This window comes from Burkholderia sp. SRS-25 (genome assembly GCF_004343765.1).
Lineage (GTDB): Bacteria > Pseudomonadota > Gammaproteobacteria > Burkholderiales > Burkholderiaceae > Burkholderia > Burkholderia contaminans.
Genome location: NZ_PTXM01000019.1, coordinates 142,267 through 158,683, shown reverse-complemented (window position 1 = coordinate 158,683; position 16,417 = coordinate 142,267). Strand labels below are relative to the sequence as shown.

General features: G+C 68.2%; 10 protein-coding genes. 6 read left to right on the top strand and 4 right to left on the bottom strand.

Annotated features, from left to right (window positions below):
* Positions 1 to 215 precede the first annotated feature (215 nt).
* The 4 genes from C5O79_RS26225 to C5O79_RS26210 form a co-directional block, all read right to left on the bottom strand.
* Positions 216 to 3,854, bottom strand: coding sequence for an ESPR-type extended signal peptide-containing protein (locus C5O79_RS26225; RefSeq protein WP_236862357.1), 3,639 nt, complete (start codon positions 3,852 to 3,854; stop codon positions 216 to 218).
* Between the two features lie 377 nt (positions 3,855 to 4,231).
* Positions 4,232 to 6,334 (bottom strand): ESPR-type extended signal peptide-containing protein, encoded by a 2,103-nt coding sequence (locus C5O79_RS26220; RefSeq protein ID WP_122474686.1) that lies wholly within the window; start codon positions 6,332 to 6,334, stop codon positions 4,232 to 4,234.
* A gap of 206 nt (positions 6,335 to 6,540) precedes the next feature.
* Positions 6,541 to 9,540, bottom strand: a complete 3,000-nt coding sequence (locus C5O79_RS26215) for a sensor histidine kinase (RefSeq protein WP_122474687.1) — start codon at positions 9,538 to 9,540, stop codon at positions 6,541 to 6,543.
* A 107-nt stretch (positions 9,541 to 9,647) separates the two neighbouring features.
* The gene (locus C5O79_RS26210; protein WP_077020652.1) at positions 9,648 to 10,439 is read right to left on the bottom strand and encodes a winged helix-turn-helix domain-containing protein; all 792 of its coding nucleotides are present in this window, start codon (positions 10,437 to 10,439) and stop codon (positions 9,648 to 9,650) included.
* Positions 10,440 to 10,909: 470 nt separating this feature from the next.
* Between C5O79_RS26210 and C5O79_RS26205 the strand changes: the two genes are divergently transcribed.
* The 6 genes from C5O79_RS26205 to C5O79_RS26180 all read left to right on the top strand — a co-directional run bounded on the left by C5O79_RS26205 (position 10,910) and on the right by C5O79_RS26180 (position 16,075).
* Positions 10,910 to 12,343, top strand: a complete 1,434-nt coding sequence (locus tag C5O79_RS26205) for an ATP-binding protein (RefSeq protein ID WP_122474689.1) — start codon at positions 10,910 to 10,912, stop codon at positions 12,341 to 12,343.
* Complete coding sequence (locus C5O79_RS26200; protein ID WP_122474690.1) at positions 12,340 to 12,987, top strand: response regulator; 648 nt, start codon at positions 12,340 to 12,342, stop codon at positions 12,985 to 12,987. The genes C5O79_RS26205 and C5O79_RS26200 overlap by 4 nt, the downstream gene beginning before the upstream one ends.
* A 130-nt stretch (positions 12,988 to 13,117) precedes the next feature.
* Positions 13,118 to 13,834 (top strand): outer membrane beta-barrel protein, encoded by a 717-nt coding sequence (locus C5O79_RS26195; RefSeq protein ID WP_039369668.1) that lies wholly within the window; start codon positions 13,118 to 13,120, stop codon positions 13,832 to 13,834.
* A 37-nt stretch (positions 13,835 to 13,871) separates the two neighbouring features.
* Positions 13,872 to 14,387, top strand: a complete 516-nt coding sequence (locus tag C5O79_RS26190; RefSeq protein WP_122474691.1) for a hydroxyisourate hydrolase — start codon at positions 13,872 to 13,874, stop codon at positions 14,385 to 14,387.
* Between the two features lie 32 nt (positions 14,388 to 14,419).
* Positions 14,420 to 14,758 carry a hydroxyisourate hydrolase gene (gene uraH / locus C5O79_RS26185; protein WP_089497934.1) on the top strand — a complete coding sequence of 113 codons (339 nt, stop codon included), beginning with the start codon at positions 14,420 to 14,422 and terminating at the stop codon, positions 14,756 to 14,758.
* A 303-nt stretch (positions 14,759 to 15,061) separates the two neighbouring features.
* Positions 15,062 to 16,075 (top strand): serine protease, encoded by a 1,014-nt coding sequence (locus C5O79_RS26180; protein WP_236862358.1) that lies wholly within the window; start codon positions 15,062 to 15,064, stop codon positions 16,073 to 16,075.
* Positions 16,076 to 16,417: the final 342 nt, after the last annotated feature.

The window sequence follows — 16,417 nt, the reverse complement described above, 5'->3', positions numbered from 1 at the left end:
GCGGTGCCAGGCGGCGCGCGTTCGGCGTCGTTGAGGCGGGTTGGAGTCGGCGCGGTTGGCGCCGTCGCGAGCGGTGAAACGGCTGGCCGGACGCGACGCCGTCGCGCCGACGGCCGGTGGCAACTCGCAGGAATCGCCACTGGCCGTCGGCCGAAAAGCGAGGGAATCGCTCCCCTCGCTTCGGGTCGATGCTCCGCTTGCGCGGAGCCGTCCGGTCAGAACTCGTAGCCGACTTGTGCACGGATGCCAGCATCGCCGACCGACGTCATCGACATCGCGCCGTTCACCAGCCAGTTGCCGTTGCGCGACCGGTAGGTGGCGCCGGCCGCGACGGCCGAGCCGCTTTTGAAGTTCGCGGCGCCAAGTGCGACCACCGTCTTGCCCGGGGCCGACGGCGTCATGTTCGGCATCGCCATCGCGGCCGCGATACCGGCGTATGCGTTCTTCGCGACGTCGTTGATCGCGCGGTTCGTGTCGTTGAGCCGTTGGTCGAACGCGTCCATCGCACGGTCGAGCTGGCCCTTCGTCGCCGCGTCGGACGCGTTCATGCCATCCGCGATGTTGACGAGCCGGCGGTTGCCCGCCTCGGTGCCGTCGCCGAACGAGACAGTGTTCGCCTCGGTAGCCACCGAGCCATGGCCGACCGCGACCGCGTTGCTGGCCGTGGCCGATGCGCCCTGGCCGAGTGCGGTGCTGTCTGCGCCCGACGCAACCGAGCCCTGGCCGACGGCCGAGCTGTTGTTGCCGGAGGCGACCGAACCCTGGCCGATGGCCGAACCGTTGTTGCCCGAAGCGACGGCACCCTGGCCGACGGCCGAGCTGTTCTCGCCCGATGCGACGGCACCGTCGCCGATGGCCGAGCTGTTCTTGCCCGATGCCACCGCGCCCTCGCCGACGACGGTCGAGCCTTCGCCCGTGCCGACGCCGCCGGTGCCGATGTTTTCCCGGACTGCACCGAGATTGCCGGACAGGTTGTCGACACGATCCGACAGGTTGCCGACCTGGCCGCTCAGTTCACCGAACCGCTGCGCGAACTGCTCCTGCAGATCGAAGAGCTGGCCGCCGTTCACGGCTTCCATGCCGCCACGTTCGATCGTGCCCGCCGCGACCTGCTTCAGCACCGTGCCGTTCGAGCCGGCAAAGGTGACGGAATCGAACGAGAGGCCGCTGTCGTACGTGACCGCGCCGACTTCCTTGCCGGCGTAGTCGATCAGGCCGGTTGCGCGGAGCTGCGAGACGGTGACGACATCGTCGTCGTCCACGCCGTTGGCGACACCGGACAGCGTGCGCAGGCTGCCGCCGGCGCCGGCGAAGTTCACCGTCGAGCCGCCGGTACCCGCGCCGACCGTGATCGCGCCGGTCGTCGGGTTCTGCTGGACGAGGCCGACGGCGCCGCTGCCGATCTGCTCGCTGAGCTTCTGGATGCCGCCTTCGTTGCCCGTGACGCGATCGTTGAGGTTGGTGACCACATCGCCGACCGAGTTGACGATCTTCGTACCGCCGCTGCCGTCGCCGACCGTGAAGGACGGTGCGGAGATCGAGCCGTCCGGGTTCACCGTCGAGCCGCCGCCGATCGCCGATGCGACGCTGTCCGCGACGCCGTGCAATTGCGCGCCATTCACGGCGTCAGTGCTGGCTGCCGACACGTCGCCTGCCGTGATGCCAGTGAGCTTGCGCGTGCCTGCCGTGCCGGTGAAGTTCACCGCGGCGCCGTCGGTGTTCGCGCCGACCGTGAGGTCGTCGCCCGCGTTGGCTTGCTGGACGAGGCCGACGGTACCGCTGCCGATCTGGTCGGCGAGCTTCGAGAGGGAGCCTTCGTTGGCGGTCGTGCGGCCGTCGAGATCCGTAATCGCACCTTCATTCGCGACCATGCGACCGTCGAGATTCGACACTGCACTGGCCACCGTGTGGGCCGTGGTCGTGCCGCCGCTGCCGTCGCCGACCGTGAAGCTCGGCGCCGAGATCGAGCCGTCGGGGTTGACCTTCGAATCACCACCGATGGCTGCCGCGACGCTGTCGGCGGCGCCGTGCAACTGCGCGCCGTTGATGGCGTCGGTGCTGGCCGTCGAGACGTCGCCGGCGGCGATACCCGTCAGCTTGCGTTCGCCTGCGGTGCCCTTGAAGTTCACGGCGGCACCGTCGGTGTTTGCACCGACCGTCAGGTCCGCGCCCGCGGCCGACTGCTGGACGAGGCCGACCGTGCCGCTGCCGACCTGATCGGCGAGCTTTGCGAGGGAGCCTTCGTTGGCGGTCGTGCGATCGTCGAGATTCGACACCGCGCCGGCCACCGTACCGACCGTGGTCGTGCCGCCGTTGCCGTCACCGACCGTGAAGGACGGCGCCGAGATCGAGCCGTCGGGGTTGACCTTCGAGTCGCCGCCGATGGCTGCCGCGACGCTTTCCGAGACGCCGTGCAACTGCGCGCCGTTGACGGCGTCGGTACTGGCCGTCGAGACGTCGCCAGCGGCGATGCCCGTCAGCTTGCGCTCGCCCGTCGTGCCCTTGAAGTTCACGGCGGCGCCGTCGGTGTTTGCACCGACGGTGAGATCCATACCCGCCGCCGCTTGCTGGACGAGGCCGATCGTGCCGCTCGACAGTCCGTTCAACTGATCGTTGATGTCGGCGATGTCGTCCGTGTGGGTCGCGATGGTGTCCTGCGCGGTCGACAGTGCGGTGTTCGTCGCGGCGAGCGTCGTGTTGGTCGTCGACAGACCGGCCTGGGTTGCATCGATCGCGGCGTTTGTCGTCGAGAGGCGGGCATTCAGTTGGCCGACGTTCACGGCGTCCGAATCCAGCGTGCCGGCGGCGATGCCCGACAACTGGCGATCGCCGGCCGTGCCCTTGAAGTTCACGGCGGCGCCGTCGGTGTTTGCGCCGACCGTGAGATCCGCGCCCGCAGCCGATTGCTTGACAAGGCCGATCGAGCCGCTCGACAGTTCGCCCAACTGCTTGTTGATGTCGGCGATCTCGCTCGTATGGCCCGCGATGGTGTTCTGCGCGGTCGACAAGGTCGTGCTGGCGGCCGACAGTGCGGTGTTCGTCGCGGCGAGCGTCGCGTTGGTGGTTGACAGTGCGGTGTTAGTCGCGGTCAGCGTAGCCGTGGTCGTCGAAAGATTTCTGTTCGTCGTGGACAGCGTGGAATTGGTGGTCGACAGGGTGGCATTCGTCGCCGCGATCGACGCATTCGTCGTCGAGAGGCCGGCATTCATCTGGCCGAAGTTCACGGCGTCGTTGGCTTGCGTGCCGTCCGCGACGTTGATGATCTGGCGCCGTGCGGCGGTCGTGCCAACCGATACGGCGTTGTTGCGGTCCGCCAGCGTGTTGGTGCCCAAAGCAATGCTGTTCGAGCCGGTAGCCGAGGCACCCGTGCCCAGCGCAACGCTACTGTCGGTGACGGCATTCGCACCGCGACCCAGGGCAGTGGACCACTGGCCTTGCGCATAGGCGCCCGTACCGACGGCCGTGCCGCTGTACACCGCGTAGCTGTAGGCGCCGAGCGCGGTGGCGAGCCCGCCGGTCGACATTGCGTGATCGCCGAACGCCACGCCGGCGTTTGCAGACGAGTTGTCGCCGACGGCGGTTCCGTACGTGGTGAGGTTGCCGGTGCATCCTGTCGGGAAGAACGGAGCAGGGGCAATATTGCAGCCGAACGCGGTGGCGCCGACAGTTGCATTGGTGCCAGCCGCATAGTTGGCCGCTTCCGCAGCAGGCGCGGTTAACGCAATGACCGCGGCCATGATCGTGGTCAATGCCGTGGCGTGCTTGCCGCCCTTCGTGCCGCCCTTGGCCAGTTCGGATGCGGCAGTCCAGGTGCCGGTGGCCACGTTGAAAATGCTGCGATAGGTCTTGTTCATATCCCTACTCCTAAGGTTTGTCAGGCTATGAATCCATGGTAGGGATTGGTCACGTCCGAATCCGTCGTCCATGGCTGATTCGAGATAGGGCTGTTGTAGGCCCAGTCCTACATGCGCACGGCGGCGCGTGTGAACGGGAAGAAGGGACGAGAGAGGGGGAGAAGAGAAGGCGCGGATGGCGGCTCTGCCATCCGCGTTCAGGCGATCGACGCAGTGCCTGCTGGATGAGGCGCTGCGTGCGTTCATTGAAGCGTGAATGCTCCGGAAAACCGAAGCGCTCCTTTGGAAAATCGAAAAGCCCGCTTCCGGCTCGGTAAAACGAAACCCCAAGCAACCGGAAAGCGGGCATGGCTAACGTGCCGTGAACGACCGACGGCTTACCAGTAAAAGCCGCCGCCGATCACGCCGCCCACCTCGCCACGGCTACTCGTGTTGACGGCAGCCTTCACCGTCCACTTGCCGTCGCGGGTCATGTACGACAGGCCCATGGCCGTACCGTACTCGCCGCCGTAGGTGCTGGCGCCCATCGCCATGAACGTGCGACCCGGCTGCGTCGACTGCGGCAGGCCGGCCACCGCCATCGCGGCCGCGACACCGCCCATCGCATCCTGACGTGCGCTGCTGACCGCGTTGTTCATCTGCTGCAGGTTGACCGCATCGGTCGGCGCGGTACCGGCCGCGACATTGGTGATCTGGCGTTCGTTGCCGGCCGAGCCGACCGACACCGCGTTGTCGCGATCGGCGACGGAACCCGCACCGAGCGCAACCGCGTTGTTGCCCGATGCGACCGAGCCCTGACCGACGGCCGAGCTGTTGTTGCCCGATGCGACCGAGCCGTTGCCGATGGCCGAGCTGTTGCTGCCCGATGCGACCGAACCCTGGCCGACGGCCGAGCTGTTGCTGCCCGATGCGACCGAACCCTGGCCGATGGCCGAACTGTTGTCGCCCGACGCGACCGAGCCCTGGCCGATAGCCGAACTGTTTTTGCCCGATGCGGACGAGCCCTGGCCGATGGCCGAGCTGTTGTCGCCCGATGCGACCGAGCCGTTGCCGACGGCCGAGCTGTTGTCGCCCGACGCAACCGAGCCGTTGCCGATGGCCGAGCTGTTACGGCCCGACGCATCCGCGCCTTCGCCGACGACGGTCGACCCTTCGCCCGTGCCGGGGCGGCCAGCGCTGGGATTTTCCTCGACGTCGCCGAGGCGGTCGGACAGATCGTCGAAGCGACCCGACAGATCGTCGACGCGGCCGCTCAAATCGCCGAATTTTTCCTGCAGCGCATAGAGCTGGCTACCGTTGACAGCGTCCTGACTTTTCTCGCTGATTTCGCCTGCCGCAACCCGGTGCAACACAGTGCCGTTGGAGCCAGCGAAGGTGACGGAATCGAAGGAGAGGCCGGTGTCGTAGGTGACGGCGCCGACTTCCTTGCCGGTGTAGTCGATCAGGCCGGTCGCGCGAAGCTGCGACATGGTCACGACATCGTCGTCGGCTACGCCGTTGGCGACGCCGGTCAGCTTGCGAAGGCCTCCAGAGCCGGAGAAATCCACCGTCGAGCCGCCGAGGCTGGCACCGACCGTGATCGCTCCGCTCGCGGGATTCTGCTGGACGATACCGAGCGTGCCGCTCGACAGTTCACCCAATTGCTTGTTGATGTCGGCGATGTTGATCGTGTGGGTCGCGATGTTGGCCTGTGCGGTCGACAGCCCCGCATTCGTCGCGGCGAGCGTCGTGTTGGTGGTCGACAGTTCGGCGTTCGTGGCGGCGATCGCGGTATTGGCCGAGTCGATCCTCGCGTTGGTCGTCGACAGGCCGGTATTCAACTGACCGTAGTTCACGGCATCGTTGGCTTGCGTGCCGTCCGCGACGTTGGTGATCTGGCGACGTGCGGAGGTGCTGCCCACCGACACGGCGTTGTCGCGGTCCGCCACGCTGTTGGCACCCACGGCTACGCTGTTTGCACCAGAGGCCGATGCACCACCGCCCAACGCAACCGCGGTGTTACTGGCAGCATGCGCACTGCGGCCCAGGGCAGTAGACCATTGACCTTCCCCGTATGCGCCGGTACCCACGGCTGTGGCGCTGTACGAGGCAAAGCTGTAGTTACCGACGGCAACGCCGAGCCCACCGGTCGCCGTGGCGTGATCACCGTATGCCACGCCGGCGGTTGCGCTCGAGCTTTCGCCGACGGCGGTCCCGTACTGGGTGAGATTGAAATTGTTGGATGGGCTGCATCCCGCCGGGAGAAGTGGGGCTGCGGCGATAGTGCATCCGAAGGCGGCGCTGCTGCCTGCGCTCGAGTTGTCGCCCGCGTTGTAGTTCGCAGCGTTGGCGCTCGGCGCAGCCAACACGACGACCGCGGCCGAGACTGCCGTCAATACGGCCGCGCGCTTGCTGCTCTTCGAAGAACCTTTTGCCAGTTCGGATGCGACAGCCAGCTTGCCGGTGGCTGCGTTGAAAATGGTGCGGTACGTCTTGTTCATTGCCCTACTCCTTACAGTTTGTCAGGTAACAAACGCATGGTAGGGATCGGCTTCGTCCGATTCCGTCGGCCTCGGCTGATTCGAGATAGCGATTTCGTAGGCTGGGTCCTACACGCATGCAGGCGCGTTTCGGGCCGGGTCCGAACGGAAAGGCAGGGGCTGATAAAAGGAAAAACCGGCGGGCCATGCCGCCGGCCGCAAGGTCTTCAGACCGATGGCGCCCGCGTCGCACGCCGCCGCAGCGCGTCCCTCGCGAGGCTTTCCGCCTCCGCGAGCCGTGCATCGAACGACGTCAAATCACCTTCATGCACGAGCGCTTGCAATGCACCGACCGCATCGGCTACCGCATGCTCATGAATCGTCGCGAACGCGCCGCGCAGCGAATGCAGTTCGTGGCGCAGCGCGTTGATGTCATTGCGGGCAACTGCATCGCGCGCGCCCGCCAGCGACTGCGTCAGGCTCGTTTCGAGCAGCGCATGCACGTCCGGCGGCAGCGGGCCTTCGGCCAGGTCGACGAGCGCGCGCGCGGCCGCCGCCCGTGCAGGCACCGCATGCGCATGCCGCCGTACGGTGCGATCGATCGTCTCCAGCAGCACCGGCTTCACCAGCACCGCGACGATCCCCGCTTCCGCACAGCGCGCATGCTCGGCTACACTCGCATGCGCGGTGACGGCCACCACCGGCAACTCCGGATACTGCGCACGCAGCACGCGGGCGAGCGTATAGCCGTCCATCCCCGGCATGTTGAGATCGGTCATCACGAGGTCGTAGCGCGTATCGGTACAGCGCCGCAGCGCCGACGCCCCTTCCTCGGCCGCATCCGCCGCATAGCCGAGCGTGACGAGCTGCCCCTGCAGCAGCTTGCGGTTCACCGGATGATCGTCCACCACCAGCACGCGCGCGGCGACCGCCGGCAGCGCCGCGGCATCGTCGGCATGCTGCGCGTCCTGCGCGGCGATCTGCTCGCCCGTCGCCGGCTTCAACGGCAACGTGACGACGAACGTGCTGCCGTGGCCGGCTTCGCTCTTCACGTCGATCGTGCCGTGCATCATCTGCGTGAGCTGCTTCGTCAGCGCGAGCCCGAGGCCCGTGCCGCCGTAGCGCCGCGTGATCGACGTGTCGGCCTGCGTGAACGGGCGGAACAGCGTCGCACGCTGTTCGTCGGTCATCCCGATGCCCGTGTCGCTCACACCGATCGCGATCGGCGAATCCGGATCGGTGTCGTCGCGCAGGTACACCTCGAGCGTGACCTCTCCGTGGTTCGTGAACTTGATCGCGTTGCCGAGCAGGTTGGCCGCGATCTGCCGGATCCGCGTCGGGTCGCCGAGGTAGCGCGCGGGCAGCGCATCGTCGACGAACACGTCGAACTGCAGCCCCTTCGCGGCGGCGAGCGGCTCGAACATCGCGCCGGTCTGCCGGATCGTGTCCGCAAGATCGAACGGGATCGCCTCGATCGTCATCTGGCCGGCTTCGATCTTCGACAGGTCGAGGATGTCGTTGATCAGGTCGAGCAGCACCGATGAAGCGCCTTCGACCGTGTGCAACCGTTCACGCTGCGTATCGGCCAGAGGCTCGCGGCCGATCAGTTCGAGATTGCCGAGGATCGCGTTCAGCGGCGTGCGGATCTCGTGGCTCATCGTCGCGAGGAAGGCCGACTTCGCATTGTTCGCCGCGTCGGCCGCCTGCCGCGCGTTGTCGAGTTCGCGTTCGACGTTCTTCTGCGACGTGATGTCGGAGAAGTTGGCGAGCACGACGTCCGCGTCGCGGTAGCGCGTGCGCACCAGGCTGACGAGCAGGTCGATCGGGTCGCCGCCTGCGGTGGGCAGCGCGACGTGCAGGCCGGACTGCCACGTATCGGGATCGGCCGTGCGGTCAAAGCGCTCGAGCAGCCTCGCCGGCAGCGACGGCTCACCGGCGCGGCGCGCGTCGTAGTCACGCATGGTGTCGTTCTGCAGCAGCACCGTGCCGTCGGCGAGCGACAGCAGTGCAATACCGGACGGCGCGGCCTCGACGATCGTGCGGTTCAGGTTCTCGCTTTCGATCGTGCGTCGGCGGCGCGCTTCGTCGGGCTTCAGCACGCGGCGGTCGAAGCGCACGAGCAGCCACCACACCAGTGCGATTACGGCCAGCATCAGCGCGGTGTACCCACCCGCGCGCAGGCCGAGCGTCGCGAGCAGCGAGCGCAGCGTGAAGGCTTGCACGAGCGTCCACCCGGTTTCGGGGATCGGCTGGCTCAGCGCGAACAGGCCGTCGCCGTACGCGGTGCGCGTGCCGTTGCCGTTCGTCGGGCGCGTACGTGCGCCGAGGCGCTGCAGCGCCGCGACCGTCGCGGCGTCGTGTACGGCGGCGCCCACGCGCAGCAGCGTGGCGCCGTGCGCATCCGCGATGATTGCCGCGCTGGACGGATCGTCGGTGGTGAGCCGCGTGCGCAGCACGTCGACGGGCAGTGTCGAGACGAGCACTTCGAGCGGCACGCCGTTGTCGTATGCGGCGCCGACGATCCGGAATACGTCGCGGCGCTGCACCGGGTCATACGCGGGTGCATGCCACACGAACCGACGCGGCGCAGGTGTATCGAGATCGGTGGCGACCTGTGCGAGCAGCGCCGACGCGGGCGCGGGTGCAGAATCGGCCGGGGCCGTGCCGGGTTCGGGGCTGGGAATCACCATTGCGAAGCGGCGGTCGGGGCTGTACGCGTAGCCGGCCACGGGCCGGCCCGCGTCCTGCTTTGCGACGTATGCGCCGACCCGGTAGCTCATGTCGCTCGCCATCGCGAGGTAGCGTGCATAGGACGCGGCCGGCCGCTCTGCCGACAGGTCGGCGAGCACGAGCATCGACGGGAATGTCGGGTTGTCGCGCAGCTCGAGCCGCCCGTTTCCGGCGGCCAGCGCGGCGACGGCGGCAGGATCGGTCGCACGCGCGTGCCACACGCTTTCGTCGTGGGCGGTGAGCATGTCCATGCCGGTCGTGCGCACCTTGAATTCGAACTGAACGAGGAAATGCCGCACGCCGAACCCCGTATAGCGTGCCTGGATCGCCTCGCGCGCCATCGTGTAGAGCATCAATCCGCTCGCGAGCAGGATCGCGACGGTCACGGCGACGCCGCCGCCATACAGCAGCGCGCGCTGGCGGCGTCCGGCCGGCGTGGAGTCGGTGGCCGGCCCGACAGCGGGGCGGGAACGATCGGGTGCGGCGCGGTGGTCCATCGGAGGCGGGGCGGTCGGCCAAGGTGCCCCCATGATAATGGAGTCCGATCAGCGCGCAATGGGGCCTGTCAGGCTTGCGAGGGCGTGCAACGCGCGCGGTGGCGCGACTATCGTTCCGCGGCGGGTGCGTCCGGGGAAGGTGTCACGGGCTCGCATGTCACGAGCCGGTACCCGAAGCCGTACATCGTCATCATCTTCACGCCGTGCCGGCCGTCGAGTTCGAGCCGGTCGCGCAGGTAGGCGACGTGCGTATCGAGCCGCCGGCTCTGCGATGCGACGAGCGAGCCCCACACGAGCTGGCTCACGTGCGCACGGTCGAGCGCGCGGCCCAGGTTCAGGAAGAATGCGGTGGCGATCTGGAAGTGCTTCTCGGTCAGCACGTGCTCGCGCCCGGCGACGCACACGCTGCGCGTGGCCGCGTCGAATTCGAAGCAGCCGACCCGCCAGTGGCGATGGTGCGTCGCGCGGTGATGCGACCACCTGAGCCACGTCGCGATGCTCGCGATCAGCGTGTCGGCGGGCGACACGTAGGGCAGGTGCTCGTTCGAGCCGGCCATGAAACACGCGCTGCGCGACGCGTCGGCATCGCGCTGGCTGATCGACACGATCGCGACCGTGCCGGCAAAGCGCGCGCGCAGCGTGCGGATCGCGTCGAGCGTGCGGCGGCAGGCCGTTTCGCACTGCACGATGAACAGGTCGAACGACTGCGTGTCGCAGGTCGCGAGCAGGTCGGACAGATACTCGAAGCGCGCAGGACGGTAGCCCGACTTGCGCAGGATGTCGTCGATGCGCAGCCGGTCGTAGCCGTAGCCCGCGCGGCGCAGGCGATCGTCGAACGCGCCGCGGCTCGGGTGGTCGATCGTCAGGATCGCGATGGAAGTGGAGGGCGTGTCGATCACGATGCGGAAGGGCGAAGCCGGCGCGGTGCGGTCGCGGTGTGCGTTCGCGATCGGATGAACGTAAGCGGGATCATGGCCGGACGGGTTCCGGGCGGTAGCGGCGCGATGCCGTTAAAAAAAAGTCCCGCCGGTGAGGGCGGGAAAATATCGACTATGGAGCCTGTACTCCCGGAGGCCACGGAGAACAAGCAAGCCGATTGTGGTCGGTTCGGAGTGTGAAGAGAATCAGACCGGTCTGAAATTGCAGGCGGCATTGCCGGTGAGCGCCATGTTTGGGACGGGGCTGACAGGAAACATAACGGAGTTCGGACCACAGGCTGTGCGGACTTGCCGACAATGGAGACCGTCGCGCGTGGCGGCGGGAGGCCCGTGCCGAGCGCCGTGTCTGCGCGTGTTCGCCGTATCGCGTCGGCCGTTCACCGCACCGCGCCGCTCGAGATGCGTCATCCATTGCCGAACCGTTCCTGCTCATGAAACCTTCCGTCCGACTCGTCGCGCTGCTTGCCTGGCTCGCACTCAGCCTCGCCGGCACGGCGTTCGTCATCTCGCGCGCCGTCTCCGACGCATACGGCCGCTTCTTCCAGGATTCCAGCATCACGATCCGCCTGCTCGCGCAGAAGGCCGCGCAGCACGAGGCGATTCTCGCGACGCTCGGCGCCTCGTCGCTTGCGGCGCCGCCCGCGCACATGCTCGACAACCTGCGCGAACGCATGCCGCAGCTCGACGGGCTCGCGTACTGGCGGCACGGCGCCGGCTGGCAGGCCGACGGTGGGCCCGCGCCCGCCATGACGCCGCAGCCGAGGCCCGGCAAGCCGTTCGCGTTGATGTTCGACGGCCCCGCCGCGTACTGGCTGGTGGCCAATTCCGGCTGGGCCGTGCGGGTCGACCCACGCCAGATGATCCCGCCGGGTGACTGGTCGTCGGCGATCTCATCGGCGGTGCTGGAGTTGCGTGATCGTCGTATCGACTTGCTGTCGCATGCGGTCGATGGCGCGCTGCCCGGCTGGACGATGCATCTGGAGAAGCACCTGCCCGCGCAGCCGCAGGCGTTCGTGCTGCGCACGACGCGCACGCTGACGGTCGCGGATCTGCCGTGGCTGCCGATCGCGTTGTGGAACGCGGTGGCCGTGCTGCTCGTCGCGGGGGCGCTCGGCGCATGGCGGCTGCGCGAGGCGCGCCGCCGCGAAGATGCCCGCGCCCGGCTCGACCGCTTCGGCCGGCTCGACACCTTCGGCGAAATGGCGGCCGGCCTCGCGCACGAGCTGAACCAGCCGCTCACGGCGATCGTCACGCACACGCGTGCGGCCGAGCGCCTGCTCGATCGGCCGGCCGAACACGACAGCGTGCGCCGCGCGCTGCAGACGAGCGTCGCGCAGGCGAAGCGCGCGGCCGCGATCCTGGAGCGGCTGCGCGCGGCGGTGACGTCCGCGTGCGCCGGCCAGCGCGATCCGATCGATCCGGATGCGGTGATGAACATGCTGCTGTTCCTGTACCGCGACGATTGCGCGCGCGAGCACGTCGCGCTCGGCTGGCACAACGCGGCGCCGCGCGAGCGCCCGTTCGCCGAACAGGTCGCGGTTGAACAGATCCTGCACAACCTGATCCAGAACGCGCGCGATGCGCTCGCCGGCACACCGCGCGGCGAGATTCGCGTGAGCGGTGCGCGGGTCGGCCGGCATTACCGCTTCAGCGTCGTCGACAACGGCCCCGGCGTGCCGGACGATGCGCTGCCGCGCCTGTTCGAGCCGTTTTTCACGACGCGTACGCACGGGCTCGGCCTCGGGCTGCCGCTGTGCGACACGCTCGCACAGCGGCAGGACGGCACGCTGACGGTGCGCAATTTACCGGCGGGCGGCGTCGAAGCCACGCTGCTGTTGCCGCTGACAGAAAAGGAGGTCGCGTGAGCGAACCGTTGAATGGGCTACCCGACGCGTCGGTCGTCGCGATCGTCGACGATGACGAAGCCGTGCGCGACGGCCTCGCGTTGCTGTTGCGCTCCGTCGGCCTGCCTACGCGTTGCTACTCGGATGCGCAGGCATTCCTCGTCGATGCCGACGATGCAGCGCTCGGCTGCGTGCTGCTCGATATCCGGATGCCGGGGATGAGCGGCCTCGACGCACTCGACGAGCTGCGCGCGCGCCGCGACCTGCCCGCGATCGTGATGACGGGCCACGGCAACATCGACGCGTGCCGGCGCGCGTTCAAGCGCGGCGCGCTCGACTTCCTGCGCAAGCCGGCGGACGACGACGAACTGATCGACGCGGTCCAGCAGGCGATCCGCCGGCACGCGGCGGAGCGCGAACAAGTTGCGCACGCCGGCACGGACCCGGCGCGCGCGGCGCGCATCGCGACGCTGAGCGTGCGCGAACGGGAAGTGCTCGACGGCATCGTGCGCGGCTGGAGCAACAAGGAGATCGCGCGCGAGCTCGGGCTGTCGCCGCGCACCGTCGAGACCTATCGCGCGAACGTGTTCGACAAGCTGCAGGCCGCGTCGCTCGTCGAGCTCGTGCGCGATTACGCGGCGTTCGCGGGCGCCTCGTCGCCCTAGCGCGGGCGTTGCGCCTCCGTAGCGCTACGGAGGCGCAACCCGTAGCCGAACGGGTTCAACGATCGCGGCGCGATTCCTACGATGACGGCTTCTCCGACAAGTCACTCATCGTCAAGGAATCGAAACCATCATGATCAAGCGCTTTGCCCTGCCGTCCACGCTCGCCCTGCTGTTCTCGGGTGCCGCTTTCGCCGACACCGTCGCCGCGCCGGAAACGAAGAAGGCCGCCGAACTCGGCGACGCCGGCTACTACGCGACGGGCCGCATCATCGGCGCGTTCGACAACGCGGTGAACATGGAGCTGACGAGCCCGCGCGTGGCAAGCCGCGTCGGCGGCCCGGACACGGGCTCGAACCTCACCGGCTCGCTCGGCCTCGGCTACCAGTTCGGCAACGGCTGGCGCGCGGAAGGCGAGTACGTGTTCAAGCGCACCAACAACTTCACGAGCTACTGGGCGCCGTTCGACGCGAACGCGAACGAATTCCACGTATCGGCGCAGCGCCTGATGCTGAACGGCTACAAGGATTTCGATCTCGGCCGCGGCTTCTCCGTGTACGGCACGCTCGGCATCGGTGTCGCGATCGTGTCGGCCGACGGCTGGCAGACCAACGATTCGCGCCGCTTCGCGTCGAAGACGCAGACGAACCTCGCATACTCGGCCGGCGCCGGCGTCAGCTATGCGATCAACAAGCGTTTCTCGATCGATCTCGGCTACCGCTACGTCGACATGGGCAACGTCGAGACGGGTTTCAACACGTTCGCGAACCGCATCAACGCGCGTGACGAACAGCTGAAGTCCAAGCTGTCGTCGAACGAAGTGTTCATCGGGTTGCGCGGCCGGTTCTGAGCGCGGGATCGAACCGATCCGCGAGGAGGCAGGGGAGATGAAGGACGTCATCGATACGGGGCGCCGCAGGCTCGTGCTGGCGACGGCGGCGCTCGCGGGCGGCGGTGCGCTGGTTTCGACGCCCGCTGGTGCTGCTGACGCCTCGCCGGCCGGCGCGGCGTGGGGCGGAATGCGCGGCAAGTGGCGCGATGCGCATCCCGACCTGACGGTGCGCATCGTCGACATGCTGCATGGCGTGCCGGCCGAAGGGCTGCGCGTCGAGCTGTCGCGCTTCGACGGCGAACGCGAGGTGCTGCTGCGCACCGCGACCGTCGACGCGCGAGGCGGGACGGGCGGTGCGTTGCTTGCAGGTGATGCGTATCGCGTCGGGTCGTACGCGCTGCTGCTGCACGTCGACGCGTATTACCGCGATCGCGCGATCGGCGCGCAAGAGGCGAAGCCGTCGTTCCTGACGACGGTGCCGATCCGGTTCCGGATCGCAAGCGCCGATGAGCGGCTGCACGTGCCGGTGCAGTTCGGCCCGTGGCACTACACGTATTACCGCGGTACGTGAGCCCGCCGCGACAACGAGAAATGGAGGGCGACATGGCGGCTGGCATCAGCACGCACTTGCTGGACGTGACCAGCGGCAAGCCGATCACCGGCGTGCGGATCGAACTGTTCGACCTGGGTGAACGGCCGCCGGCGCTCGTCGCGCGGGCCGTCAGCAACGCGGACGGGCGCAATGACGCGCCGATGCTCGACGGCGATCTGGCGCGCAGCGGGACGTTCGAGTTGCGGTTTCATCTCGGCGAGCATTTCAACGTACCGGACGCGCTGCTGGACATCGTGCCCGTGCGTTTCACCGTGACCGATCCGGCGCAGCACTATCACGTGCCGCTGCTGTGCACGCCGTGGTACGCGTCGGTGTATCGCGGGAGTTGAGTCGGCGGGCAGCGCGAGGCAGGCCGTCACCCCGCAGGGATTCGACCGTCCGGTTCTCAGCGACGCCGACAGGATGGGGGGCCATCGCAACGAACCGGACGCTGCAGGACACCGTGCCGATGCGCTTGACGATGATTGACACGGCTGTAGGACTGGGCCGATCCGCATGCCGCGTCCGATACGGCCTGGTCCGATTGTCCGGCGGCGGCCCGACGGCGATACTCGAAGCCGACCATTCAACTACAGGAGCACGTACGGATTGCCGCGGCGGAAGCTGCGCGATACGTCGCCGACACCATGAGCATGCAGGACATCACCGGGCATTACGCGATTCCGCTGGCGCTTCCGTTCTCGGATGTGCCGCCGCCGTATGGCCGGCGACGTCGGCCGTTCGTGGCGAGCCGGCGTGCGCGGCAGTACGTTTTCGATATTCATGGCCAGCGGCGCGTGCCGGCCGCCGCGCCGGCACGCGGCACGAAGGCGGCCAGGGCCGCCAGGCCGGTTCGTGCCGAGGATTTCGGTTCGGACAACCGCGCATGGGTCAGGCCGCATCCGTTGCGCCGCCGCTGGAAGATGACGTTGCTGGCCACCGCGATGTTCGGCGTGGTGTGCGTGGTGGCGACACACGTGTTCGACGAGCACCAGCATGTGGCGACGCCCGGCAGCGCGTACGCGGCGGCGATTTCGGTCGCGCCGACGGCGGCTGTCGCGGCAGCCGAGGTGGCGCACGCGACGGGTCGGCCGGCGGAAGTGGCGATCGTGTCGGCGGATCGCCCGGTACCGACGGATGTGCGGGTGACGACGGCGGCGCAAGCCGTCTCCGCGGAATCCAGAGCGTTGCAGGCCGGCGCGGATGCGTCGGCGAGCGCACCGGTGGCCGTTGCGATAGTTGTCGCGTCGGATGCCGTCGTGGCGGAAGTGGCGGCAGCCGAGCCGGTACCGCTTGCGGGCCGTGCATCGTCGGCGGGCAAGCCGGTTGCCGTGAAGTCGCGCGCGGCGGCGCAGCCTGCGGTCGCATTGCGGGGCAAGACGGCGCGTGGCACGCCACCGAGCGCGCGTGCCGGGCAGAACGGAGCGGTTGCGGCTCACGGTGCAGTGGCGCATGAGCAGCATGCGGCAACGGCGGCCGATGCGCTACCGGCTGCACCGGCATCGAGCGCCGCACAGGCGGTCGGCATGACCGCAGCCGAATTCACGCACTGGCTCGCGGCGACGCGCGACACGGCACGGCCGGCCGCATCGTCGACGAAGACGGACGCGGGCGGCACCGATCTCACGGTCGATCTGCCGAGCCACACGCGACTGGTCGGGTACTGAGTCGCCTGGACCGGACGGCAGCGTCGCTGCGCCGGAGTACGTCGGTGCAGCGACGTTGCGGCTGATATGCGGTGCGTCCACATCACGCGCCGCGACGATTCGTGGAAGTTTCTCCCCTCTTGGGCGGCCGCTCGTAACGACTGGCCGCCATTTTTTTGATTTGTGTTCTTCAGCGTGCGCCCGAAATGCAGCGCGACCCTTCGCGCCATTCATGTGAGGGAATCACGTCGACCATCGTCCCGCAAAATCAGACTCGACTGATTTCCCGTACACCGCGCTTCCTCGACAATCGGTGTTCTGCGGATCGGCGCGCCCCGCGCGCGCCGGACTTTGAGGTGTGTC